We start from the raw sequence: 23,424 nt of genomic DNA on the forward strand, positions 1-23,424 counted from the left end.
CTTGGGCAGAGGCTGACATATGGCGAGCGTCTTTGAGTTTCATGGCACACTCCAGACTTAGCTACTTTTTTATGTTAACTAATCCCTGCTCTGGTTAGTAATTCGCTTGGCGCAAAGCTCTGTTGCAGATCGGGCAATTACTCCCCTTCAAGATATTTTGGGATTGGGTACGAACTCTCGCATGAATTTTCCTGGTAAAGCAGTAGGAAACTGGGGTTGGAGATATCAACAGTCTAATTTAACGCCTCAGCTGCGCGATCGCCTCAAAAAGATCGCAGAAACTTACGGTCGCACCCCTATTCTTTAAATTTCTGACTACAAACAATGACACATCATAAATTTCCCATCGTAGCTACTTTAATACTTTTTGTGCTAGCCGGATTATTAGCATATTTCACCCCTCTTCCCAATAGAAATGCTTCTAAGGGTATGGTATTTGGCAGGCATTAATTAAATACAGCTACATTCAACGTTAAAAAGAAGTAGCTATATTTATAAAAAATTATCTTTATCAAAAATATGACCTTTCACAAAAAAAATGGACGTTTTCTTATGAAATAATCAATACAAGGCAAAGTCAAAAAAATATGAACTTACTACAAAAATTCAACCATTTTCTCTTAACTTTGTACGGGATAAAATGAAATTGACTTACTAAACACTTGCTCTCAATACAATTATCCAGTCAATAAATAAGCACAAAACAAGGACATCTAACTAACATGATACCCAGATCCCTTGGAGGTAAGAAAATCGCCGTTCTTCTCGAAAGTGAATTCATTCCTGAAGAAATTGAAGCTTATCAGCAGCGCTTTTCGGAACTAAAAGCAACGGTGCATTTAATGTCTAGGCTTTGGGGTCAACCGAGCGTTCGCTTCTTTAGCGATGAAGATACAGGCGCTACACCTCGAACTATAGAAGTAGATATCGATTTTCAAAACGTAGATCTTAACGACTATGCAGCCGTGATCATGACTGCCAATTACACCAGCGTGCGTCTGCGTTTCTTCCAACCACCTGAGGGTCAACCAATCGGTGGCGAACAAGTCCGCACTTCGCCAGCAGTACAATTTTATGCTAAAGCTATGGCGAATCCTAAGATTGTCAAAGGAGCGCTATGTCACGGATTGTGGATATTAACACCAATGCCAGAGTTACTTAAAGAACGACGAGTGATCTGTCATGAGGTTGTGCTTGCAGACATCATGAATGCTGGTGCAATTTACGAACCCTCACCCACAGGAGTAGTTGTAGATGACGATCTAGTTACTGGTCGATCGCGACACGAAGTATATCCATTCATAGACGCTATTACCGAACGAATCCAACAAATTTCCTCAGCAACAAATCTCTTCTCAACCAAAAAAACTGCTACTCCCTTTGCAAGAGCAAGAGCTGCTAGCTGATCGTTTCAAAAACAAATTCACATGCAGGAGATAATTCTATGAGAAAAATACTGACAATTCTGTCAGAGTACGGCTACTGGGGTGAAGAACTAGTAGGTCCTCTGGAAACCTTTGACGCAGCAGGATACCAAGTTGACTTTGCAACTCCGACTGGTAAAAGACCAGTAGCGCTGCCTCCTAGCTTAGATCCTACTTTCGTTGACCCTCCTTTAGGTCGGACAGTTGTATCTGAGGAGATGGCGGAAAAAGTCAAGCGATTAGAAGATCCAAAGAATCCTCGGCTAGATAATCCAATTATCCTTTCAGAATGGTTGCCCGATCGCCCTTATTGGAGTGCTGAAAAATTTCTGCGAGAAATGGAAGCATACAACAACGCGATCGACGAGGTACAGCAGGATCTAGTACAATATGACGCTCTATTGATAGTAGGTGGTAGCGGTCCAATCGTCGATTTGGTAAATAACCATCGAGTTCATGACCTGATTCTCAGTTTTTACAAGCTAGGTAAGCCGATCGCTGCGGAGTGCTATGGCGTAACTTGTCTGGCTTTTGCTCGCGATCTGGTAGAACGCAAGAGTATTATTCGAGGTAAACACGTCACAGGTCACTGTAAAGAGTATGACTACCTAGATGGGACTGGATTTGTTGGCAGCGATCTGAATATGGGTCCACCTCCCTATCCCTTAGAGTATATCCTCAGTGATGCGACAGCTCCAGACGGAGAGTATCACGGTAATTTTGGCAGAGAGATTTCTGTAATTGTGGACTATCCATTTATCACGGGACGGTCTACCGCAGATTCTTACACAACTGGTCAGAAGTTAGTAGAAGTCCTAGAGAAAGGGCTAAGACGGTATGGATGGTAAATCTCAACCAAGCGATTTTTGGCTTTGCAATAACTGCGCGATCGCTACCAGCAAATAGATTATGCCCAGGAAAACGAAAACTATGGCTAACAGAAATGGGCGCTTTGCGATTATAGAACAACTACTTGCAGATGGCATACAATACATGTTCGGCAACCCTGGCACAGTCGAGCAGGGATTTCTGGACGCTTTAAGTCACTACGAGCCTGAATTCAAATATGTCTTTGCCTTGCAAGAGACGATTGCAGTAGGTATGGCTGATGGCTATGCCCGTGCCACCAAAAAACCAACAATTGTGCAACTACACAGTGGTGTTGGATTGGGAAATGGAATTGGCATGATGTACCAAGCGATGCGCGGTCATGCACCACTGGTCGTGCTAGCTGGTGAAGCAGGCATCATGTACGATGCAATGGATGCTCAGATGGCATCTGACCTTGTGAGCATAGCCAAGCCCGTGACTAAATGGGCTACTCGGGTTGTCGATCCTGCTTCTCTTTTACGAGTCTTGCGTCGGGCAATTAAGATTGCTGGTACACCGCCAATGGGTCCTGTCTTCGTTAGTTTGCCAATGGATATTCTTGATGCTCCTAATGAAGAAGAAGCGATCCCAACTTCTTTCCCGATCTCGCGAGTTACGCCCGAACCAGACCAGATCGAACGAGCCGCAAGTATACTAGCTACTGCAACCAAGCCTTTAATTGTGGTAGGTGATGGAGTGGCTTTTTCAGATGCTCAAGCTGAATTAATCCGAGTTGCCGAGCTGCTTGGCGCTCAAGTATGGGGAGCAGATTCATCGGAACCAAACATGAGCGCTACCCATCCTCTATTTGGAGGATTGCTCGGGCATATGTTTGGCGAAGTTAGCCGTCGCATTACCTCTCAAGCAGATGCAGTGTTAATTTGCGGCACTTATGTTTTCCCTGAAGTCTTTCCCGCACTCTCTGGTGCTTTTGCTCCCAATGCAAAAGTGATTCACATTGATTTAAATAGCTATGAGATTGCAAAAAACTTCCCAGTAGATCTCGGACTGATTAGCGATCCGAAAACTACCCTTGCAGCTCTAGGTACAAGCTTAGAATCAATGATGACTCCCGAACAGCAGCAGGAAGCATTTCAAAGATCTATTCGGATAGCTGAAGCTAAAAAGCAGCAATTAACGACTCAGCTTGAGGCTGATAAAGCTGTCTGCGACTCAGTACCTTTGCATCTGTCGCGTTTTGCGCGAGACTTGGCTCAGCATATACCACCAGATACGGTAATTTTCGATGAAGCAATCACTAACTCTGAAGAACTTTGTCGTTACATTCCCCCTACAACTTTGGGATATTATTTTCAAACGCGGGGTGGTTCCCTTGGTGTTGGTATTCCAGGTGCAATTGGTTTAAAGCTTGCTAATCCAGATAAAACGGTTATTGGTTTCACTGGTGACGGTGGCAGTATGTACACCATTCAGGCATTGTGGACTGCTGCACATCACAACATTGATGCTAAATTTGTCATCTGCAACAATCACAGTTATCAAATACTCAAGCTCAATATTATGCAATATTGGCGCGAACGAGGAATTGCAGAACACGATTTTCCAACTTCTTTCACCATAGGCAATCCAGACATCCGTTTTGATGAGTTAGCACGGGCTATGGGAGTTCAGTCTATACGAGTTGAACAGCCTGACGAGATCGAATCAGCCATCCAGAAAGCATTAGCTTACAATGGACCCTTCTTAATTGACTTAGTACTGACCAATGAGGTTGCAAGCTCAAAAATTGGTGTTAAGTGCGGTCAATAGCAAACCAGTATTCCTACTAATCATCGAGAGAAAAAACCATGACATTAAGCAAGATCGCAGCTCTATCTCAAGTTGAAGTACAGCAATTAGCAGCGGATTGGTATTCAAAGTTAGACGTTCACGCACCACTTGAAGAATATATCCCCATGTTAGCTGAGCAAGGCTCAGAAATGTGCTTTCCTGAAGCAACTGTCTACGGCTTTGATGGATTTAAAGATTGGTACGAGCGCGTGATTGGTATTTTTTTCGACGAAGTTCACACCTTAAAAAAAGTTCAAGTGACTCCCAAAGGAGATAAGGCTGATGTCAAAGTGGTGGTGAAATGGGAGGCTAGCGTGTGGAATCCACCAGCAGCGAAAAGCGATCGGATTACTCTAGATGCTTATCAGACCTGGGTAGTGCAGCGATCGCCTCAGACAGGGAAACCAGTCATTGAGACGTATATTGTAGACTCTCTTGATTATTATGAGGGGTCGGCTCGGCTTTAAGGCAAGAATTTTCTACTTCCATCATCAGCATACGCGATCGGTGGAAGTGGAATTTTCAATAGAAGAGTGTCATAAGAGATAATTTCTCGAACTATTTCGTCAATCCAGTTTAACTGCAAATCAAAAGAGGTCAGACAATGGTAACTTCAACAATTTCTCCTGGGCGCAAGTTTTTTAATACTCATCTAGAGACGATCGCAGCCGGAAAAGTTGATGAGATGGTAGATAGAGATTACACGGAAGACGCTGTGTTAATCACCTATTTCAACGGCTTTGCTGACATGCCCGCACCGATTACAATTCAAGGGCGTGAAAACATTAAACAGTTTTTTCATAAATACATGAAAGCGATCGGTCATATCGATCTCAAGTCGCTTGATTTTACTGAGACTGAAGATACTATTTTCTTCCAGGCTAATTTCAATAACGATCTTGGTTCAGTGAATGCTGGAGATGCTTGGATGATGCGCGACGGCAAAATTGCCTATCATTTTGGTTTTTGGATTTGGGCTTAATCTAAGCCACATTTTGTCTCTAAAACTTGCTTGCGTTCTCATCTTTTGCATAAAGGATTGCTATGAAAACACCAATGGAACAACTACTATTGTCTCCGATGAGCAAGCTCTACAAAGAGCATATCGGTTTCATTAAAGCAAAAAATGTTGAAGGATTGCTCGACCAGTACGCCGAAGATCTTTTACTAATTAGTACCCTAACTGAAGATCGCCAGCCGCTCTATATCCGTGGGCGACAGCAGCTCAAGGAATTTTTTGAAAGCCGCATTTTCAGTTTAGAAGATTTGGAAGTCTCGTTGAATCAGTGGGCAGAAACTGAGAACACGCTGATGATGGTAGAAAGTCTCAAAACTCGCAGCACTAGCGGTGAGGTTGGCAATGTTGAATTCTACGACAATTGGTATTTGCAAAATGGTAAGATTGCTATTCACTTTGCTGGAGTCATTCAGTATCCAGATAGCACGTATGCTAATGCAGGAAAGGTCGGAGCAATTCCTGCATCTCCTTTAGGTAAGCTCTATAAAGAGCATATCGGTTTCATTAAAGCCAAGAATGTCGAAGGATTGCTCGACCAGTACGCCGAGGATCTGCTACTAATTAGTACCCTAACTGAAAATCGCCAGCCACTTTACATCCGTGGGCGACAACAGCTCAAGGAGTTTTTTGAAAGCCGCATCTTCAGTTTAGAAGATTTGGAAGTTTCGCTGAACCAGTGGGCAGAGACCGAGAATACGCTGATGATGGTAGAAAGTCTCAAAACTCGCAGCACTAGCGGTGAAGTTGGTGAAATGAGTTTCTACGATAATTGGGTATTGCGCGATGGCAAAATTGCCGTTCACTTTGCTGGTGTCGTTCAATATCCCGATGGATCGTACGCATAAATACGTTCTTGTCCAGCTTTAGTAAGGATCTAAGTTATGGCTTGGCTCAAATTTTCGCAGATGGCAATCAGCTGCCAAGATCCAATTGCAACTGAAAAATTTTACACGAAATATTTCGGCTTCCAACGCGCTCGGGTCGCACCACTTGGCAAGGAACAGATTGTGTTTCTGAAATTGGGTGATATGTATCTTGAGTTGATTCAAGCAAAGGAAGAATCTCCTGCTTACCAGATTCGTAACGATGGACCCGCCTACCCAGGCTGGCGACACCTGGGCTTTCAGGTCGATAATGTCGATGCTAAGCTAGCAGAAATGGGTGAGGATGCCAAAATTTCTCTAGGACCGCTCAACTTTGATGAGTTTATCAGTGGATGGCGATCGGTTTGGATTACCGATCCAAACGGTAACATTATCGAAATTAGTCAAGGATACACCGATCAGGATAATCCGCCGTCTTTAGAGGCGAATCAAGTTGCTTCTATTTACTGAAAATATAAACGCTGGCACATAAGAGCAAGATAGTCAAATCGAAAGATTGTCAACTTGCATCGAAGTTTCGATCCTTGCGTCAGTGTTTTTTAGTCCCTAAGCTGAAAGGCATTCTAACTAAAAGAATTAGAGCTAGCTTTGAGCTACTCAAGAGATGTAGGCATTCTACATGAGCATCAGTCGATCTAGTTAACAGTAAAAGGAGCCACTATGGATTTACAAAATAAAGTAGCAATTGTTACAGGAGCTAGTAGCGGCATTGGAGCGGCGATCGCCAAGAGTTTAGATGCGGCGGGGATGAAGCTGTTGATTACAGCGCGATCGCCAGAAAAACTAGCAGAACTCGCCGCTCAAATGAATAATGAAACGGCGATCGTACCTGGGGAAATAACCAATTCTGAATTGCCACAACACTTAGTTGATGTAGCTTTAGAAAAATTGGGTCGTCTGGATATTGTCATCAACAATGCCGGTGTAATGCATATGATGTCAATTGAGGATGCAGACATCGAAGCTTTGTGTAAAATGATTCGGATTAATTTTGAGGCTGTAGTGCGAATGAGTTACGTAGCACTGCGGCATTTCAAGCAACAGGGTAGTGGCTATATCATCAATATGTCTAGTATCTCTGGGCTGAAAACGACTCCCAAGTTAGCTGTTTATGACGGTACTAAGCACGCCTTAGAAGCTTTTACTGATTCCTTGCGGATGGAGTTGGCTGGTTCTGGTATTGGTGTTGCGACAGTTGAGCCTGGTGCAGTTGCTACTAACCTGTATGACTCTTGGAAATCGCGTGGGATGAAAGGTTATGACGAGCTTGTGCCAAACCCACTTCAGAGCGAGGATGTGGCTCGTTGTGTTCGATTTATTCTAGAGCAACCAGGTAATATTCTGATTCCCAGACTTTTAGCTGTACCAGTAGCTCAGCCAGTATAGGTAGACATTTGCGATCGCACACAAGCAGCAAAGCACAGTTTAAATAATGAGTGCTATTCATGCCAAACAACGCATTATGAGTAGTTATCAGTAGGCGAGAGATATTAGTATTTCTCTCGCCTCTACTTAATTTAAACGAAATTTTTATTTATATTTTTTGCATGATTATAGCTATTCTCAGTTGAATGAGGTGCATAGATCTATCGGAGCGCACAGAGAAAGCGCCCCTACGCATGTATTACACCTACACGGGAAAAGCTACATTGTTGAAAAAATTTTGCGCTCTGCTGTCAATCCGTCATTAATTAAATCTTTTCCAGAAGCCATATAATTTATGTTTTTCTACAAGTCTTTATTAAAAAAACGAGCGGCAAAACAATGATAACTTTTAACTAAATAAAGAGACTTGATTGTATACAAAATAGTTTATAAATTTAAAAACAAAATTACATCTTTCATCGTGAAGGAAAGCAAAATGACAATAGCAAATAGCACATCTCCAGAAATTCTCGCTGAGTTTCCCAAGGTTAGAAAGTTATGGTCCAATGTAGATGTTACAGATTTTGGACCATACTACGAAGCTTTACAAGCACGACTAATCGATCGCATTTGGAATGATGAATCGCTCAAACAAGAAATACTAATCGATCCAAAAGCCGTTTTTGAACGAGAATCAAATATTACATTTCCTGCGAATGTAGAAGTTAGAGTTTTAGAGGAACCTGAGGATACCTTTTACTTTGTGATTCCTGCAACTCCACCAACGGAAGAGCAATGGTACAGATACGAGCAGTTTTCTACCTGGTGGACGCTAATTCACACTTGGTGGACAATGTACTATCGTCTTTGTGGCGCTGAAAAAGCAAGAGCTTATAGAGAGAGCTTGCAAGCACTTTGGATCGTTCGTACCTGGACAAGTGAGGCTTTTCACGAAAAGATTACATCTAATCCAAGAGCTGTGTTTGAAGGAGAAATGGGAATACCTTTTCCTCCAAACCTGAAGATTCAGTCCTTACAAGAAACTGCTAATCTCATTTACTTCATACTACCTAAAAATCCCCAGTTCAATAAGCTAGATGCAAATTCTACTATGGGAGAGTGGTGGCAAGCATCACACGCTTTATGGTGGTGGTTTGTTAATTTGCGTTTCCGGCAGCCAGCAAAGCAGACAGTAATAGGAGTGGTTGGCTAAACGAAAAAGCTACTATAGAACTCATATTTGATTTTTGAAATATACGTAGGGTGCGTTAGCATGATGGCGTAACGCACCATTTATTCGTATAGGAGTGCGTTACGCGGCGCGATAACACTGTACTTAAATTTTTTCACGAATCAAATAGGACTACTATAGTACACTGACAAAAAATATATTGCAGTTTGTAGGAGTATGTCTGAGAAGTAAAAAAACATAAGTTCAGAATCGAAAAAGGACTGGCAAATCAGCTACAAAGTGCTAACTTCTTGCTCTTTCAACCAGTTCTACGCTTAATTCAGAACAGCTATTTTGCTACGTCGATCGCTTCTGCGTCTCATTTTTAGAAAAACACATTTTTAGAAAAACAATTTTATGCAAAATCTTATGCAAACTATCATCAAAGTCAACGGCAAACAGTATACGGCAGATGTTGAGCCACGGTTGCTACTTGTAGATTTTCTCCGCGATATTCTCAATTTAACGGGAACAAAGAGCGGCTGCGACACGGGACAGTGTGGTGCTTGTACAGTGATGCTGAATGGCGTGTCAGTAAAAAGCTGTACAGTCTTGGCAGTTCAAGCCAGTGGAAGTGATGTCATGACGATTGAAGGCGTTGCTCAAAACGGTCAACTTAGTGCATTGCAAGAAGGTTTCTGGAACATGCACGGGCTACAGTGCGGTTACTGCACGCCAGCTATGATTATGTCACTCACGGATTTATTACAAAATAACCCTAAACCTAGCGAAGCAGAAATTCGAGATTGGCTAGATGGTGTCTTTTGCCGTTGTGGTGTCTATCCAAACGCCGTTCGCGCCGTACATTATGCTGTAGAAAAAAATGCTGTAGAAAAAATGCAGATGGAATCTGTAACAGCTAAGCCAGAAACTGTAACGGCTCATGAGTGTTTACCAATTGCGCGAACAGCTAATGTACCCCTAAAGGCAAAAAGTCAATGAGGAACGTTGTTGCTGATATCAAACGCTGGTGGAATCAGGGTGACTCTGTGGCACTAGCAACTGTTGTCTGCACTCAAGGCTCAAGTCCCAGAGAACCTGGAGCTGTTATGGCTGTATCGAGTAGCGGCGAGGTCGCTGGTTCTATTAGTGGTGGGTGCGTTGAAGGAGCAGTCGTTGAGGAAGCACTAGCAGCGATCGCACTGAATCAGCCACGGCTAGTAACATATGGAATGGCTGACGAACTGGGTTTTGTGGTTGGTTTGACCTGTGGCGGCACTATTCAAGTTTTCGTAGAACCCCTGACGCAAAAGTGCTTTGGGAGCGAGCTGTCAATGAATTTTGTCTTTGATGCCATCTGCAAAGCATCAGAGCAGCCCATAGCACTCTGTATGTTAGTTGAGGGGACGAATGTTGGAGCTAAGATGTTAGTGACCGATCGCGGTGCGATCGCTGGTTCTCTTGGCAACGCAGAGCTAGAGCAGGCGGTGTCTCGTGACGCTCAAAGGCTATTAACTCAAGGACTGAAAAACTTGAGCTACTACGGTGCTAACGGGGAATGCGGGCAGGCGGATGTGGCAATTTTTATTGAGTCCTTTGTACCCCAACCGCACTTCATTGCGATCGGGGCTGTTGATTTTGCGCGATCGCTTTGCAAGCTAGGTAAGATCTTAGGCTATCGGATAACCGTATGTGATGCTCGGTCTCGCTTTGCCACACCAGCACGCTTTCCTGAAGCTGACGAGATCGTGGTGAACTCGCCCGGTCAGTATCTCCAAAGCATCCAGATAGACGCTCGTACCATTATTACCGTACTCACTCACGATCCTAAGTTTGATGTTCCTGCGCTCATAGCCGCAGTACAAACACCAGCAGCTTACATTGGCGCGATGGGAAGCCGCAAAGCCACCGCAGATCGAGTTCGTCGTCTTAAGGAAGCTGGACTCACTGAAACTGAATTGGCTCGGATTTGCGCCCCAATTGGGCTAGACATTGGTGCTAACTCTCTAGAAGAGACAGCTGTGTCAATTATGGCTGAAGTTATCGCGCTTAAGAGTGGACGTAGCGGCTGTAGGCTTTCTCAGACCCAACAAAAATCAATTCACGTCAAGTAAGCACATGGGACAGGTTGCTATTGCTATCCTTGCTGCTGGTAGAGGTTCTCGGTTTGGAGGGGATTCTCCTAAAGCTTTAGCAATGTTTAGGGGGCGATCGCTAGTTTCCTATGCTCTTAAGGCTGCTGGTGATAGCGGTCTTGCCCCAATTTTACTTGTCGTCGGTTACAATTCCCTGCAAGTAGCCGCCGCAGCCTTACCAGGAGTGAGTATAGTACATAACCTACAATGGCAAAGTGGAATTGCTTCAAGTCTAAAACAAGCTCTGTGGATGTTAGAGCCGAATAAATCTATTGATGCTCTCTGTATTGGACTTGCCGACCAACCATTCGTGACGGCTGCTTGTTATCGTCGTCTCGTATCTGCATACCATGAAGGAGCTTCTTTTGTTGTAGCTACCTATGAAGGATCTCGGCGCAACCCCGTCCTCCTTGCTCGTTCGTTATGGTTTGATGCCATGAAACTTGAGGGGGATGAAGGAGCCAGACAGTTGATGCGAGTTTACCCAGTTGTGGAAGTCAGTTGCGATCGCATCGGCAATCCACATGATATCGATACTAAGGACGACCTCCAGCAATTGGAAACTGAAGTGGTTTCCAAGCACCGGACAGAGGGTTAAGCTCTGAACGATGCAAACAATGATACTAACCTAGAGTATAGAGGCGTGCTTCAGCACGAGTAAAGTGCTTTCCTAGTTTTTGCCCAAAAAGCTTTCAGCACACTACTCTGTTGGGAGAGTGCTTTTAATACCACACCTGCTGCAAACGACTTACGACCTCACACATAGCAAAATAATTTCGCATTTAAAAATGTCCCTACTGAGAGGGATGGTTAGGGTTCATTAAGACAAAATATTTTACCTAAAAAGAATATAATATCTGCTCAGCACCGATTTTTGTAACACAACCCCGGAATTAAACCCATATCAATAATGTCTGATTTTGTTCCAAGTTTTTCACTTTTTTAGCTCTAAGCTAAGGTATCAAATTCAACATTCAAGTAACTGTAGTGACTATTGAGACAAAGAGACTTACAAGCAGAACAGCTTTCAAGCCACAGCTTAGTTTTCAGAGACTGTACTTACTACTTGGTTGGCTCTCTGAGCTTCTGGTAGTACGATGGCACAAACTAAAAGTAAGTAACCAAAATGCTACCTCAAGTAAAAAATGATTCCAAATCATTAATTCAGTTTCATAAATCTTTATGAGAACGGTAATGCAATTAAGTCAAGCAATAGGTCTACTACACATGTTTTCAACAATAGTAATTCTAGAACTTACTACGTATTCAGAAAGGAATTAGAGATGGTTAAGATCGCTTCTCCAGCCGCTAATTTAGATCTTCGCGCACCTATCTTTACAACCTTAAGTAAGGGAATTGGTGTAGATTGGGTGCAGCGCATCATACTAGTTTTAGTGGATTACATACTTTTATCTTTGGCATGGCATACCACCCAGACTCTTTGCACTCCTCTAGATTTTCCCTGGAAGTTAAATAACTTACTTTTACCGATTCCGATTGCTCATATTGGGATAATGGTAGCACGAGGACTATATAACTCTAATGAAGAATACTGTAAATATTCAAGCTCAATCGAAGCACTAACTTTATCGCATCTTTTGCTACTATCGATTGTCTTTTCCTATCAATCACATCATTTTATTCCTTGGTCTACTTTCTTTTGGGCTTGGTTACTCAGCGTATTGTTCTCTTTAGCTGGACGACTGTGCGCAAACTTTACTACTAACAAGCTACGCCAACAAGGTAGAATCTGTAATCCAATTTTCATTATTGGTTTTCCTACAGATATTGAAAAAGCTACCCAGTTACTAGTACAAGAAAACCATTACAGAATTATAGGATATTTGCCAATTTACGCATTAGAGAAATATGGTATAGACAAAGTAATTGATGAAATTACTAGTTCAGGAGCAGCTGAAGTATTTGTCTGTTCTTGGCACAAAATAGAGCAACGAATGTTTCTTTATTGGAGATTGCGTAATCATGGCATAACACTCAATATTTTGCCACTTAGTTTAGAAGAAATTGTAGAGGAGAAAATGGGAGCATTTTTATCACTAAAAAGCGGCATACCCTTCTTCAAACTTTCTCCGCCATTAATTGCAGGATTAGATTTTCAGATCAAGCGCTGTTTTGACTTTTGCCTAGCCGTTCTAATTATCTTATTTTTATCACCTCTATATCTAGCGATCGCGCTTTTAATTAAACTAGATTCTCCCGGTTCTATATTTTATCAACAGACTCGCGTAGGTTTGCATGGTAAACACTTCAATGTTTGGAAATTTAGGACAATGATTAATAATGCAGACAAGCTTCAAAAGGAATTGGAAAACTTCAATGAAATGAAGGACGGTATATTATTTAAGATTAAAAATGACCCTCGCCTTACAAAAGTTGGACGTATTTTAAGACGTTATAGTTTAGATGAACTGCCCCAAGTATTCAACGTAATTTGTGGTGAGATGAGTTTAGTTGGTCCTCGCCCGCTACCGCTCAGGGACATTGAACAACTTTCGGAAACTCAATTAATTCGCCATGAAGTTTTACCAGGAATAACTGGTCTTTGGCAAACATCCGGTCGTTCGGAAATTACTAACTTTAAAGATGTTCTGCTTTTGGATATTTTCTACATAGAAAACTGGTCTTTGTGGTTGGATTTACAGATTTTGCTAAAAACTATTGTGACTGTAGCTCAGAAAACAGGAGCTTACTGAAAAATACTTATCGCTCGTGCATTAAAAAGATCTTATGGAATCTCAAGAACATCTTAATTTAGATTTGCAAAAGTATTGGGAGAGCCTAAAACGCAATTGGTTACCTGCTGTAGCTACTTTTGGATTAGTTTCTGTCCTTGCAACCTTAGTAGCATGTTTGCAACAACCTGAATACGAAGCTCAAGGAAAACTCCTATTAAAAGCTAGCCGTACTCCTTCTTTAACAGGAGTAGGTCAACAATTAGGAGAATTAGATCCTCCTCTAACAGCAAAGAGCAGTCCTCTCAATACAGAAATAGAGATTATTCGTTCTATTCCTCTGGTGCAACAGACGATTAGCACCCTTAATTTAAAAGACCAAAATGGCGCTCTTCTAGACCCACAAACAATTATCAAACAACAGCTCGATGTAAAAAATATTGGTGCAACAGATGTGTTAGTAATTTCTTATAAAAGTCATGATTCTACGCAAGCTGCGGTAGTAGTCAACAAACTCATGAACCTTTACATCACTAGAAATTTACTTGCTAATCGTACTGAAGCTGTTACGGCGAATAAATTTATTGCCAAGCAATTACCCATAGCTGAAGCTAGTGTCCGTCAGGTAGAAGCAGCTTTGCGCCAATTTAAGGAAAAAAATCAAGTCGTAGCTTTGGATGAGGAAGCTAAATCGGCAGTCAAAATTATTGAGGAGTTAGAAAACAAAATCAAACAAACTGAAGCTGACTTTGCTGATGCTACTACTCGGTCAGTAAATCTTCAACAGAAAGTAGGTATGACTTCAAAGGATGCCTTAGCTATAAACTCTCTCAATCAGTCTTTAGGGGTGCAAAAAGTTCTGCAAGAATTACAACAAGTAGAAAGCCAAATAGTAGTTCAACAAAATCGCTTCTCAGATAATAATCCTACGATTATCAGTCTAAAGCATCAAAGAGATAGTCTCAATTCATTATTGCACGATCGCGTTCAACAAGCACTTGGAACTCATACGCAAATATCTAATCGGAGTTTACAAATTGGAGAAAGTCAACAAAAACTGATTGAAGATTTTGCTGCTACGGAGGGAACGCGCTTGGCTATACATAGTCGTTTGACTTCACTATCTAAAGCTCAATCTAGCTTTAAAAAACGACTCACGACTCTACCCAAATTAGAACAGGAACAGCGAGAGCTGCAGCGAAAACTAGCAGCAGCTCAGTCTACTTATCAAACCTTGTTGCAGAAATTTCAAGAAGTGCGGTTGGCAGAAAACCAAAACACAGGTAATGCTACTATAATTGAAAACGCCTTAGTTCCTACAAAAGCTTCTATTCGCAAACCAGCCTCGATCGCCATTTTAGGAATTTTATCAGGAATTTTTCTTTCTACAATCGCCGTTCTAATTTTAGAAATAACGGACAAATCTATTAAATCACTTCAAGAAGTCAAAAAAATTTTTGGCTACGCAGTAGTAGGTAATATTCCTCAGTTTGGGAGAAAAATTAATAGTTATCATCAGGATGAACAGCAAAATATTCCACCAGTTTTTGTAAGGGAAATGCCTGATTCTCCTATTAGTGAGGCATTCAATATCCTTCAGGCTAATCTAAAATTTTTTCATCTATTATATCCAGTAGATAGTACCTCGATTCAAGACACTCATGCAAGAAGAAAAATTAAGCCATCTCTCAGTTTCAGAACTTTTGTCAGTAGTTTAAAAAATTCCAATAAAGCATTCAAAACAATTGTGGTGACAAGCTCTATCTCTAAAGAAGGTAAGTCTACAATTTCAGCTAATTTAGCCGCAACTATGGCAGAAATAGGACGTAAAGTTCTGCTAGTAGATGCAAATATGCACCATCCAATACAGCACCAAATTTGGAGATTGTCTAATACATCTGGTTTAAGCAATATTCTAAGCGGTCAAGCTGGATTTGAGGTCATAGAAAAGTCTGATGTGGCTAATTTAGATATTTTGACCGCTGGAGCCATACCTCCTAAACCTATAGCTCTGCTAGACTCCCCACGAATGGCTTTATTAATTGATTATTTTGCTGCTCGTTACGACTTTGTAATTATCGATGCGCCTGCTTTCAGCCATGCGGCTGATGCTCTCACTTTGAGTCATATGAGTGATGGCGTTTTATTTGTAGCACGACCTAGATTACTTAACTACGTCAGTGCTGATGCTGCTAAGGAGTTGTTAGAGCGCTCTGTTCAAAAACCTCTAGGTTTGGTCGTTAATAGCTGGAGCAAAGAAGAAAAACTTAACACTGCTTCAGTATCTTTCAGAAAAATGAATTTAAAAAATAATAACGTATCTTCTAAAAAAGTTTCTTTTAAATCTAATAGCTACACTCATAATTCTACTTGAGAATTTGAAAGTTTCTGCAAGACTAGGCACTCGATCGCAAAAATCATTGCTAACTAGTAAAACAAGCAAAACTGTTAAACCTTAGAAAAAAGTTGAGGAACGTATGAAAAAAGTTTTAGGAATATTGGGGGGAATGGGTCCTCTTGCGTCTGCGGAGTTTTTAAAAACAATCTATGAGTTTAATCTTGCTGATAGAGAACAAGAAATGCCTGTATGTTTTCTTTACTCCGATCCGACAATTCCCGATCGCACAGAAGCGATCGCTAATGGCTTAGATGATTTATTACTTAACGATCTAATTACAGTTCTAGAAACACTTTACTTATTGGGTGTTGATAAGATTGTCATCCCTTGTATAACTATACATTATTTTCTTCCCAAGGTTCCATTAATTTTGAGAGAGAAGATCGTGTCTTTGGTCGATTTAATTCTAGAAGAAGTCTTAAATAGGCAAGAACATCAACTTTTACTCTGTACGCAAGGAACGCTAAATGCATGTATTTTTCAACAACATAGATTGTGGAAATGGGCTGAACCATACATAATTGTTCCGCAAGCAGAGCATAAACAGATTCACAATCTGATTTATCAAATAAAAAAAGAAGGTATTCAGAAATCAGCTCTGGCTTTCCTCAACACATTACTAAATAAATATGAAGTAAATTCTTTTATTGCCGGATGCACGGAATTTCACTTGCTTGCGAAGTACCTTATCCAACATAATGCCCGATATTATCGCGTCGTAGATCCGCTCTTAATTATAGCAACAAACTTAAGAAAATTCATCGATTTACAATCACACGATACAGATTTTATAACTATCGATTCGAGAAGGCGATCGCCTATTTATTCCTTCAATAAACATTAACCAAAACCAGTTTTTATTGGACGGTCAATATGTCACAAATACATAAATCACAGGGTAAGTATGTGAAGATAGTTTTTGCTCTACTACGCTTGTTTGGGTTCAAATCAATCCCAGCGATCGCCAAAATACTACAAACATACATACCTTTCCCCTTACTTCATTTATATAGAACGTACAAGTATAATCTTTCTACCGTAATAGATCGGCAGCTATCAAATCTTTTCCGAAATCAAGTAGCAACAACTAAAAAGTTAATTGCTAATAGAAAAACAATCTTGTTCTACCCAGAGTTTCCTACTTCTGGGGCAATTTACTATATCTGCCTCTTTCTAGGTTATAACGTCACTAATAACCCCGAAGCAGCTTTCGATCTATGCATTAAGTGGGAAGATGCAACTTTTTCCCCAAAGGATTACGTACTATTTCGATTATCAGTTCAAAATCCAATTCTTAGCATTGTCAATATAAACTGCGAAAATATTAGCAAATCATATGTAGATCGAGTATTTCACACTGTGTTTGGTTACAGCGTCACTGTAGATCCGCTGACATATACCGGACAATGCGTGATGAAATCCGATCTAAACGGTCAGCACGACGGCAAGATAATTTCTTGTCCGATTGACGCAGTAGAACCAGGTATTGTTTATAACAAACTCATCAATAATGAAGTAGAAGACGGCAAGGTACTACTACTAAGAGTTCCGGTATTTAAATATATAATTCCCTTTGTTTATTTAAAATACTTCCCAGTCGAACATCGCTTTGGTAGATCTTTTGCTCACCTAATTTCGGTACGGTTAGCGGAGGCTCAAGACGTTTTTTCTGAAGTAGAAATTAGTAAAATCTTATGTTTTTGCCAAAAATTAGGACTAGATTACGGCGAATTAGACATACTCAGAGATAGAAGCGATCGACGATTGTACATTGTTGATGCTAACAATACTCCCTCTGCCACTATGATTTACAATCCTCTCGATCTACCTCTCGATAAGCAGAAATGTTTTCTGTCTCCCAGCGATCGCCTAATTGCTCTGCAAAAGTTAGCTAAAGCCTTTAAAACAGCACTGTTAAATCCATCAAAATCGTAACTAGGGTATCCTATGATGGACATCCGCCAAAAAGTAGTCAAAGGTGTAGTTTGGTCTGTGATTCAGCACTGGGGTAGTCAGACAATCTCCTTTGCTGTGTTTTCTCTACTAGCTCGCTTACTTAAACCAGAAGAATTTGGTCTGGTTGCTTTAGCTAGCGTTTTTATTGCTTTGATGGAAATCTTTCTCGACCAAGGATTATCTCAGGCGATCGTTCAACGCCAGCAATTAGAGCCAGAGCATCTAGATTCTGCTTTTTGGGCAAACTTGACAGTTGGTATATTACTAACTATATGCAGCATCATTTTTGCTAAACCAATTGCTAATTTATTCAACCGTCAACAACTAGCACCAATCTTGCAATGGCTGTCGCTGAGTTTTTTGTTGAACTCCTTCAGTTGCGTACAGCAAGCAATTTTTCATCGCGAATTGGCTTTTAAGTTTGTCGCAGCGCGATCGCTCTTGGCAACTCTAGGCGCTGGTACAATCGGCATTACTATGGCGGTTGGTGGCTTCGGTGTTTGGAGTCTTGTCGGTCAAAAGTTAGCGGGTGCTTTAGTAGGAGCTGTGGTTTTATGGAGTGCTAGTGACTGGCGACCAAGATTTTGTATTTCTGTAAAACACTTCCAGGAATTATTTGCTTTTGGTATTAATGCGATCGGATTAAACGCAATCAATTTCTTTAATCGCCGCACTGACGATTTTTTAATTGGATATTTTCTCGGTCCTGTAGCACTAGGATATTACACCATTGCCTATCGAGTGTTATTGGTCATGACGCAATTACTAATTACCGTCACTAACCAAGTTGCATTACCTACTTTTTCTAAACTGCAAGCAGAACCCGAACGATTGCAACGTGCGTTCTACACTGTGACGCAACTAACAAGTCTCGTCGCTTTTCCAACCTTTATCGGTATGGCTGTGTTAGCGCCTGAAGTCGTACAGATATTATTTGGCAGTCAGTGGCGATCGAGTATTCCAATTATGCAAGTATTAGCATTTGTTGGCATTCTCCACTCAATGCTTAACTTCAATTCTACTGTGATGATGGCTAAAGGGAAACCAGCTTGGAAATTGGGAATAAACTGTCTAACTGCTGTAGTTAATATTCTAGGTTTTGTACTAGTAATTCGTTGGGGAGTTGTAGCTGTTGCGTTAGCTTATGTTATTGGTAGCTACTTGACTTTTCCAATTTCTATATACGTAGTTCGTCAATTAATTTCTCTACAATCGATCGCCTATCTACGTCAATATGCGATCGCGATCGCGGCAACCTCGGTTATGGTAAGTGCTATTTTGGCAGCCAAATATTTTTTGCATGGTTTGCTCTTTCTACCAGTCTCACTAGCAATCTATACGCTAATCGGTGCTATTTTTTATGCCTTAACAATTTTCATACTCGCTCCAAAGTTATTTGGAGACATTCTGAGTTTCATGCGTTAACTGATTCGATATGACAGAGAAGGTAATGAGATATGAACGATCGACCTTTAGTTAGTATAATTATCAATAATTGTAACTATGGTTGTTACGTTGGCAAAGCAATTGAAAGTGCTTTAAATCAGACTTATTCTCATCTGGAAGTTATTGTAGTTGATGATGGTTCTATCGATGATTCTCGCGAAGTCATCGCTCGTTATCAAGATCGAGTCATTCCAGTTTTGAAAGAAAATGAGGGTCAGTCGTCAGCATTGAACGTCGGATTTACCGTAGCTAAAGGTGATATTATTTGTTTCCTTGATGCCGACGATCTGGCTCTATTAGAAAAAGTTTCAGAAGTTGTCAATGTATTTAAAAATAACCCAGATATCGGTTGGTGTTTTCATAACCTTAAGGTAATGGATATGAAAACGGGTAAGTTGCTAAAACGAATATGCCGTGACAATGTATATGTAACTATCACAGAGGAAACAAAGCAAGAGCGATCGCAAAAATGCGATTTTAGAGCATCAATGCTCGAACGAGGAAAAATAGATTTTATTATACCTCCGACCTCTGGCTTGTGCTTTACACGTTCTCTGCTCAAGCAAATTTTTCCCTTGCCTCAGTATAAAGCTCATAAAACCTCAGCTGACCGCTGCTTGAAATTTTCGGCAATCGCCTTAAGTCCAGGTTTTTTCTTAGATAAAGAGCTAACTATTCAAAGAGTACACGATTGTAACGCTTACACTGCTAGGAGCGATCGACAACAATATATGGCAAGATCGATTTTAATTATGGCTAACTGGATGAGAGTTAGATTTCCTGAATTAGTAAACTTTACTAATAAATCTTTCGCCAAAGGACTTAGCATTTACTGGCGCACTGGCGGAGTGGAAGCATCAGCTCAAGAACTTGTCAAAAAATATCTGCTTTCTATTTCAATTCTAGAAAGACTAGAGATTAACATAAGAGCGGTTTACTATAGTATAAAAAGTCTAAAAATTTAAAAGCGATAATGATTTATGTATTTATTATTGCAGAAGATACGTAGCTGTCCCCGAATTTCTTAAAAAGGAGGCATGAGTTTCTCCTTTTGTCAGAGGGTTAGAGAGGACGAAATTTGAGTTTTTAATTAAGTGAATTTCTGATATTTTAAACTGTAATTTTGCTAGAAATAAATATCAATCGCAGTTAGTGAAATAAAAAATGAGGTTACAAATTGCCATTCAGAAAAACTTATTTGAAAAAGGATTTGTAGTTTTAGCCCTACTACTTTTCTCAGATGCTTTAATTTCGCTTTTCCGCCGTCAAGAAGGATTTGTACTTGATGCAACTGAAGGCGATCCAGTCATGCAAATTTTTTTATTTGGGGTCTATGCAGTCACCTTCTTCCTCATTCTGCTGCGGTGGAAAAGTGTTATGCAACTCGTACTCAAGGAAAAGCTATTAATCCTGCTAGTCACGATCGCGCTTTTCTCTGTGCTTTGGTCTGTTGCACCAATAGTCACTCTCCGCCGTAGTGTAGCACTCGTCATGACAACTTTATTTGGGGTGTACTTAGCGACGCGCTACAGTTTAAAACAGCAATTGCAGTTGCTCGCGTGGACTCTAGGTATAGCAATAGTACTCAGTTTTCTGTTTGCGATCGCCCTGCCAGCTTACGGAGTTCACCAGGAAGGGGGACACATCGGCGCTTGGCGAGGAATCTTCGTGCACAAAAATGCTTTGGGTCGAGCTATGGGTTTAAGCGTGGTGTTATTCTCGCTTTTTGCTCTTTATAGCTACAGATATCGATGGATTGCATGGACTGGTTTTGCACTTTCAGTTGCCTTAATGCTGCTGTCAACGTCAGCAACACCCCTTTTGTCTTCCCTAATTGTTCTCGCTCTATTGCCACTCTACAGCCTGTGGCGATGGCGCAATCCTCTATTCATGCATTGTGTTGTCATGACAGTGACGCTTGGTGCAGCTATGGTTCTATGGCTTTTGAATCAAATGGAAGCAATTCTCGCTGCTACCGGACGGGATTTAACTTTTACCGGACGCACGGAATTGTGGTCTGTTTTGCTGCAAGCAATCCAAAAATATCCCTGGTTGGGTTATGGGTACAGTGCCTTCTGGCTGGGTTGGCAGGGCGAATCTGGAAGGGTATGGAACGTATTGATTTGGGAACCTACATACGCTCACAATGGTTATTTACAATTAGGACTCGATTTAGGCTTACTAGGTATTGCAGTATTTGTCTTGGGATTCTCGATTTACTTTGGGCGATCGCTAATCTGGGCGCGTACTAACCAAACTGCCACAGGAATGTTTCCATTAGCATTTTTGACATTCTTGTTGCCGTATAACATGACCGACAGCATTATCTTGCAGCAAAACAATATTTTTTGGATTTTTTATGTTTCAACGGTTTTCTCAATGACGATTCAGCCTCAGCCAGCTAAACCGCCTGCAACTCGGAAATTTTCAGCATAGGAAAACAATCAAATATGCTTCACAAACCTGTTGTCCTAATTTATCGAAATAATCTCCTGCCTGCCTCAGAAACCTTTGTGCAAAAACAAGCAGAAGCCTTACGGGATTTCATTCCTTATTATGTAGGCTCTCGTCTCGTACAAGGCTTGCAACTTCCTCAAGAGCGCCGGATCGCCATCAATCAAGGTGGATTATTAGGCTTGACAAATGAGCTGTCTTATAAGTTATGGGGGAAAACATCTGTCGATTTTGTGCGATCTTTACAGCGACTTCATCCCGCACTGATTCACGCTCATTTTGCCCCAGATGGGGCGATCGCTTTGCCACTAGCGCAATGTTTACAAGTCCCGCTCGTAGTTACGTTCCACGGTTATGACGCTACTATGCACGATAAGTATGCAAAAGCCTCCTTCTGGAGTCACCGCGTTTATCTGCGTCGTCGAGAGGTACTAAAGCAGAAGGCACGGCTATTTATTGCGGTTTCTGAGTCTATTAAGCAGAAGTTACTAGAGCAGGATTTTCCGTCAAATAAAGTAGTCGTGCATCATATTGGTGTCGATACAGAAACTTTTCAACCCGATCCATCCGTGCAACGTCGTCCAATCGTGCTGTTTGTAGGACGGCTAGCTGAGAAGAAAGGGTGTAAATATCTAATTCAAGCTATGAACCAAGTACAAGCAGTAATGCCAGAAGTGGAGCTGGTGATAATTGGTGATGGACCGTTAAGGGTTGATTTAGAAAACATGGCAGCGATAAAACTACGTCGCTACCGTTTTCTCGGAACGCAACCGCCACAAGTCGTAAAAAACTGGATGAATCAGGCGCTTTTGCTGGCTGCACCAAGTGTAACGGCTGCTACAGGAGATTCAGAGGGGCTTCCTATTGTTCTCATCGAAGCTCAAGCAATGGGTTTGCCAGTTGTCAGTTCGATGCATTCTGGTATCCCTGATGCTATATTACACGGTCAGACAGGCTTCCTGGCTAGAGAAAGAGACTGGAGGACACTAGCTGAATATATTTTGCTCTTACTTAACGACCGAACCTTATGGCAGCAACTTAGCCAAAACGGTCAAGAACGAGTCCGCACCCGATTTAATCTTCGCAGTCAAACTAGTATTCTGGAAGATATTTACTACACTACTTTGCGACCCAAGGTAAGCACACAAATAGTTCACAATTCAATCTTGCAATCCTAACTTTTCCCAATTTCTTACCTTTTTGTTCCTAGTTTGACACTTTTGTTGTTGTAAATTAAACATCAAGGTTGAAGATAACAGCTTCTGAGATTTACTATCAGGTTTGCCAGTTTATTTTCACCGAAAAACATCGAGTTGGATGTAACACTCTTCCCACCATGTAGTAGGGTGGGCATTGCCCACCTTTCCCTAAAGCTTAAATTGCTAAACACCAGTATTAACTATCTATAGCAATCCGATCGAACTGTACAACACGCAAAATGAATGTCATTACTCGTTTGTTATTTCGTAATGACAACTTACGACTTACAACTTCCAAATCTTATGCATCGATCGCAAGTGCTACAGATAAAAAGGAGTGAAAATGATGATGAAGCTTGTCAATCTAAAAGAACTAGTTTGTTTTTGGTTGGATGGAATTGAGATTCGTGACTCTAAAAAAGCCCATTTATTGTGTAAAGCAATTCCATCCAGTTGTCCGTTTGAGCGCGAAATCAAGTTCTTCAATCGCATCCTAGTTCATATTCCGCCCCTATGCAAGTTACTAACCAGAGCAGGGATTAGTTAACATAAAAAAGTAGCTAAGTCTGGAGTGTGCCATGAAACTCAAAGACGCTCGCCATATGTCAGCCTCTGCCCAA

The 23,424-nt window shown here is 41.2% G+C and carries 22 protein-coding genes; all 22 read left to right on the plus strand.

The window, feature by feature from the left end:
• Positions 1-85 precede the first annotated feature (85 nt).
• Positions 86-307: a 4-alpha-glucanotransferase gene (locus H6G17_RS29090; RefSeq protein ID WP_277876112.1), complete on the plus strand. Its 222-nt coding sequence runs from the start codon at positions 86-88 to the stop codon at positions 305-307.
• Between the two features lie 415 nt (positions 308-722).
• A complete protein-coding gene (locus tag H6G17_RS29095) occupies positions 723-1,406 on the plus strand; it encodes a DJ-1/PfpI family protein (protein WP_192162025.1) in 684 nt (227 codons plus the stop codon).
• 38 nt (positions 1,407-1,444) lie between these two features.
• Positions 1,445-2,272 carry a type 1 glutamine amidotransferase domain-containing protein gene (locus tag H6G17_RS29100; RefSeq protein WP_192162026.1) on the plus strand — a complete coding sequence of 276 codons (828 nt, stop codon included), beginning with the start codon at positions 1,445-1,447 and terminating at the stop codon, positions 2,270-2,272.
• Positions 2,273-2,354: 82 nt separating this feature from the next.
• Positions 2,355-4,064: a thiamine pyrophosphate-binding protein gene (locus H6G17_RS29105; RefSeq protein ID WP_192162027.1), complete on the plus strand. Its 1,710-nt coding sequence runs from the start codon at positions 2,355-2,357 to the stop codon at positions 4,062-4,064.
• A 38-nt stretch (positions 4,065-4,102) separates the two neighbouring features.
• The gene (locus tag H6G17_RS29110) at positions 4,103-4,552 is read left to right on the plus strand and encodes a hypothetical protein (RefSeq protein ID WP_192162028.1); all 450 of its coding nucleotides are present in this window, start codon (positions 4,103-4,105) and stop codon (positions 4,550-4,552) included.
• Positions 4,553-4,689: 137 nt separating this feature from the next.
• Positions 4,690-5,067, plus strand: coding sequence for a nuclear transport factor 2 family protein (locus H6G17_RS29115; RefSeq protein WP_015154217.1), 378 nt, complete (start codon positions 4,690-4,692; stop codon positions 5,065-5,067).
• A 62-nt stretch (positions 5,068-5,129) separates the two neighbouring features.
• Positions 5,130-5,948, plus strand: a complete 819-nt coding sequence (locus H6G17_RS32940) for a nuclear transport factor 2 family protein (RefSeq protein WP_199317086.1) — start codon at positions 5,130-5,132, stop codon at positions 5,946-5,948.
• A gap of 36 nt (positions 5,949-5,984) precedes the next feature.
• Complete coding sequence (locus H6G17_RS29125) at positions 5,985-6,437, plus strand: VOC family protein (RefSeq protein ID WP_192162029.1); 453 nt, start codon at positions 5,985-5,987, stop codon at positions 6,435-6,437.
• 210 nt (positions 6,438-6,647) lie between these two features.
• A complete protein-coding gene (locus tag H6G17_RS29130) occupies positions 6,648-7,373 on the plus strand; it encodes an SDR family oxidoreductase (RefSeq protein ID WP_192162030.1) in 726 nt (241 codons plus the stop codon).
• A gap of 475 nt (positions 7,374-7,848) precedes the next feature.
• Complete coding sequence (locus tag H6G17_RS29135) at positions 7,849-8,565, plus strand: NHLP leader peptide family RiPP precursor (protein ID WP_192162031.1); 717 nt, start codon at positions 7,849-7,851, stop codon at positions 8,563-8,565.
• Between the two features lie 387 nt (positions 8,566-8,952).
• A complete protein-coding gene (locus tag H6G17_RS29140) occupies positions 8,953-9,525 on the plus strand; it encodes a (2Fe-2S)-binding protein (RefSeq protein WP_192162032.1) in 573 nt (190 codons plus the stop codon).
• Complete coding sequence (locus H6G17_RS29145) at positions 9,522-10,637, plus strand: XdhC/CoxI family protein (protein ID WP_192162033.1); 1,116 nt, start codon at positions 9,522-9,524, stop codon at positions 10,635-10,637. Before H6G17_RS29140 ends, H6G17_RS29145 begins: the two co-directional genes overlap by 4 nt.
• A gap of 4 nt (positions 10,638-10,641) precedes the next feature.
• Positions 10,642-11,256: a nucleotidyltransferase family protein gene (locus tag H6G17_RS29150; protein ID WP_192162034.1), complete on the plus strand. Its 615-nt coding sequence runs from the start codon at positions 10,642-10,644 to the stop codon at positions 11,254-11,256.
• A gap of 685 nt (positions 11,257-11,941) precedes the next feature.
• Complete coding sequence (locus H6G17_RS29155; RefSeq protein ID WP_192162035.1) at positions 11,942-13,372, plus strand: sugar transferase; 1,431 nt, start codon at positions 11,942-11,944, stop codon at positions 13,370-13,372.
• 34 nt (positions 13,373-13,406) lie between these two features.
• Positions 13,407-15,725: a polysaccharide biosynthesis tyrosine autokinase gene (locus tag H6G17_RS29160; RefSeq protein ID WP_192162036.1), complete on the plus strand. Its 2,319-nt coding sequence runs from the start codon at positions 13,407-13,409 to the stop codon at positions 15,723-15,725.
• A gap of 103 nt (positions 15,726-15,828) precedes the next feature.
• A complete protein-coding gene (locus H6G17_RS29165; RefSeq protein ID WP_192162037.1) occupies positions 15,829-16,593 on the plus strand; it encodes an amino acid racemase in 765 nt (254 codons plus the stop codon).
• Positions 16,594-16,622: 29 nt separating this feature from the next.
• Positions 16,623-17,684, plus strand: a complete 1,062-nt coding sequence (locus tag H6G17_RS29170; protein WP_192162038.1) for a hypothetical protein — start codon at positions 16,623-16,625, stop codon at positions 17,682-17,684.
• Positions 17,685-17,696: 12 nt separating this feature from the next.
• The gene (locus H6G17_RS29175) at positions 17,697-19,130 is read left to right on the plus strand and encodes a lipopolysaccharide biosynthesis protein (protein WP_192162039.1); all 1,434 of its coding nucleotides are present in this window, start codon (positions 17,697-17,699) and stop codon (positions 19,128-19,130) included.
• 32 nt (positions 19,131-19,162) lie between these two features.
• Positions 19,163-20,116 (plus strand): glycosyltransferase family 2 protein, encoded by a 954-nt coding sequence (locus H6G17_RS29180; RefSeq protein ID WP_192162040.1) that lies wholly within the window; start codon positions 19,163-19,165, stop codon positions 20,114-20,116.
• A gap of 199 nt (positions 20,117-20,315) precedes the next feature.
• The gene (locus H6G17_RS29185) at positions 20,316-21,587 is read left to right on the plus strand and encodes an O-antigen ligase family protein (protein WP_192162041.1); all 1,272 of its coding nucleotides are present in this window, start codon (positions 20,316-20,318) and stop codon (positions 21,585-21,587) included.
• 14 nt (positions 21,588-21,601) lie between these two features.
• Positions 21,602-22,783, plus strand: a complete 1,182-nt coding sequence (locus H6G17_RS29190) for a glycosyltransferase (RefSeq protein ID WP_192162042.1) — start codon at positions 21,602-21,604, stop codon at positions 22,781-22,783.
• A 364-nt stretch (positions 22,784-23,147) separates the two neighbouring features.
• On the plus strand, positions 23,148-23,351 hold the full coding sequence (locus tag H6G17_RS29195; RefSeq protein WP_242038667.1) for a Mo-dependent nitrogenase C-terminal domain-containing protein: 204 nt from the start codon (positions 23,148-23,150) through the stop codon (positions 23,349-23,351).
• Positions 23,352-23,424 lie beyond the last annotated feature (73 nt).

Source organism: Chroococcidiopsis sp. [FACHB-1243] (assembly GCF_014696895.1).
GTDB lineage: Bacteria > Cyanobacteriota > Cyanobacteriia > Cyanobacteriales > Chroococcidiopsidaceae > Chroococcidiopsis.

Coding starts and splice junctions, on each gene's coding strand:
- H6G17_RS29130 (WP_192162030.1), top strand. CDS start 6,648: ATGGATTTACAAAATAAAGTAGCAATTGTTACAGGAGCTAGTAGCGGC.
- H6G17_RS29110 (WP_192162028.1), top strand. CDS start 4,103: ATGACATTAAGCAAGATCGCAGCTCTATCTCAAGTTGAAGTACAGCAA.
- H6G17_RS32940 (WP_199317086.1), top strand. CDS start 5,130: ATGAAAACACCAATGGAACAACTACTATTGTCTCCGATGAGCAAGCTC.
- H6G17_RS29155 (WP_192162035.1), top strand. CDS start 11,942: ATGGTTAAGATCGCTTCTCCAGCCGCTAATTTAGATCTTCGCGCACCT.
- H6G17_RS29140 (WP_192162032.1), top strand. CDS start 8,953: ATGCAAACTATCATCAAAGTCAACGGCAAACAGTATACGGCAGATGTT.
- H6G17_RS29150 (WP_192162034.1), top strand. CDS start 10,642: ATGGGACAGGTTGCTATTGCTATCCTTGCTGCTGGTAGAGGTTCTCGG.
- H6G17_RS29180 (WP_192162040.1), top strand. CDS start 19,163: ATGAACGATCGACCTTTAGTTAGTATAATTATCAATAATTGTAACTAT.
- H6G17_RS29160 (WP_192162036.1), top strand. CDS start 13,407: ATGGAATCTCAAGAACATCTTAATTTAGATTTGCAAAAGTATTGGGAG.
- H6G17_RS29170 (WP_192162038.1), top strand. CDS start 16,623: ATGTCACAAATACATAAATCACAGGGTAAGTATGTGAAGATAGTTTTT.
- H6G17_RS29105 (WP_192162027.1), top strand. CDS start 2,355: ATGGCTAACAGAAATGGGCGCTTTGCGATTATAGAACAACTACTTGCA.
- H6G17_RS29190 (WP_192162042.1), top strand. CDS start 21,602: ATGCTTCACAAACCTGTTGTCCTAATTTATCGAAATAATCTCCTGCCT.
- H6G17_RS29095 (WP_192162025.1), top strand. CDS start 723: ATGATACCCAGATCCCTTGGAGGTAAGAAAATCGCCGTTCTTCTCGAA.
- H6G17_RS29125 (WP_192162029.1), top strand. CDS start 5,985: ATGGCTTGGCTCAAATTTTCGCAGATGGCAATCAGCTGCCAAGATCCA.
- H6G17_RS29165 (WP_192162037.1), top strand. CDS start 15,829: ATGAAAAAAGTTTTAGGAATATTGGGGGGAATGGGTCCTCTTGCGTCT.
- H6G17_RS29185 (WP_192162041.1), top strand. CDS start 20,316: ATGAGGTTACAAATTGCCATTCAGAAAAACTTATTTGAAAAAGGATTT.
- H6G17_RS29100 (WP_192162026.1), top strand. CDS start 1,445: ATGAGAAAAATACTGACAATTCTGTCAGAGTACGGCTACTGGGGTGAA.
- H6G17_RS29195 (WP_242038667.1), top strand. CDS start 23,148: ATGATGATGAAGCTTGTCAATCTAAAAGAACTAGTTTGTTTTTGGTTG.
- H6G17_RS29115 (WP_015154217.1), top strand. CDS start 4,690: ATGGTAACTTCAACAATTTCTCCTGGGCGCAAGTTTTTTAATACTCAT.
- H6G17_RS29145 (WP_192162033.1), top strand. CDS start 9,522: ATGAGGAACGTTGTTGCTGATATCAAACGCTGGTGGAATCAGGGTGAC.
- H6G17_RS29175 (WP_192162039.1), top strand. CDS start 17,697: ATGATGGACATCCGCCAAAAAGTAGTCAAAGGTGTAGTTTGGTCTGTG.
- H6G17_RS29135 (WP_192162031.1), top strand. CDS start 7,849: ATGACAATAGCAAATAGCACATCTCCAGAAATTCTCGCTGAGTTTCCC.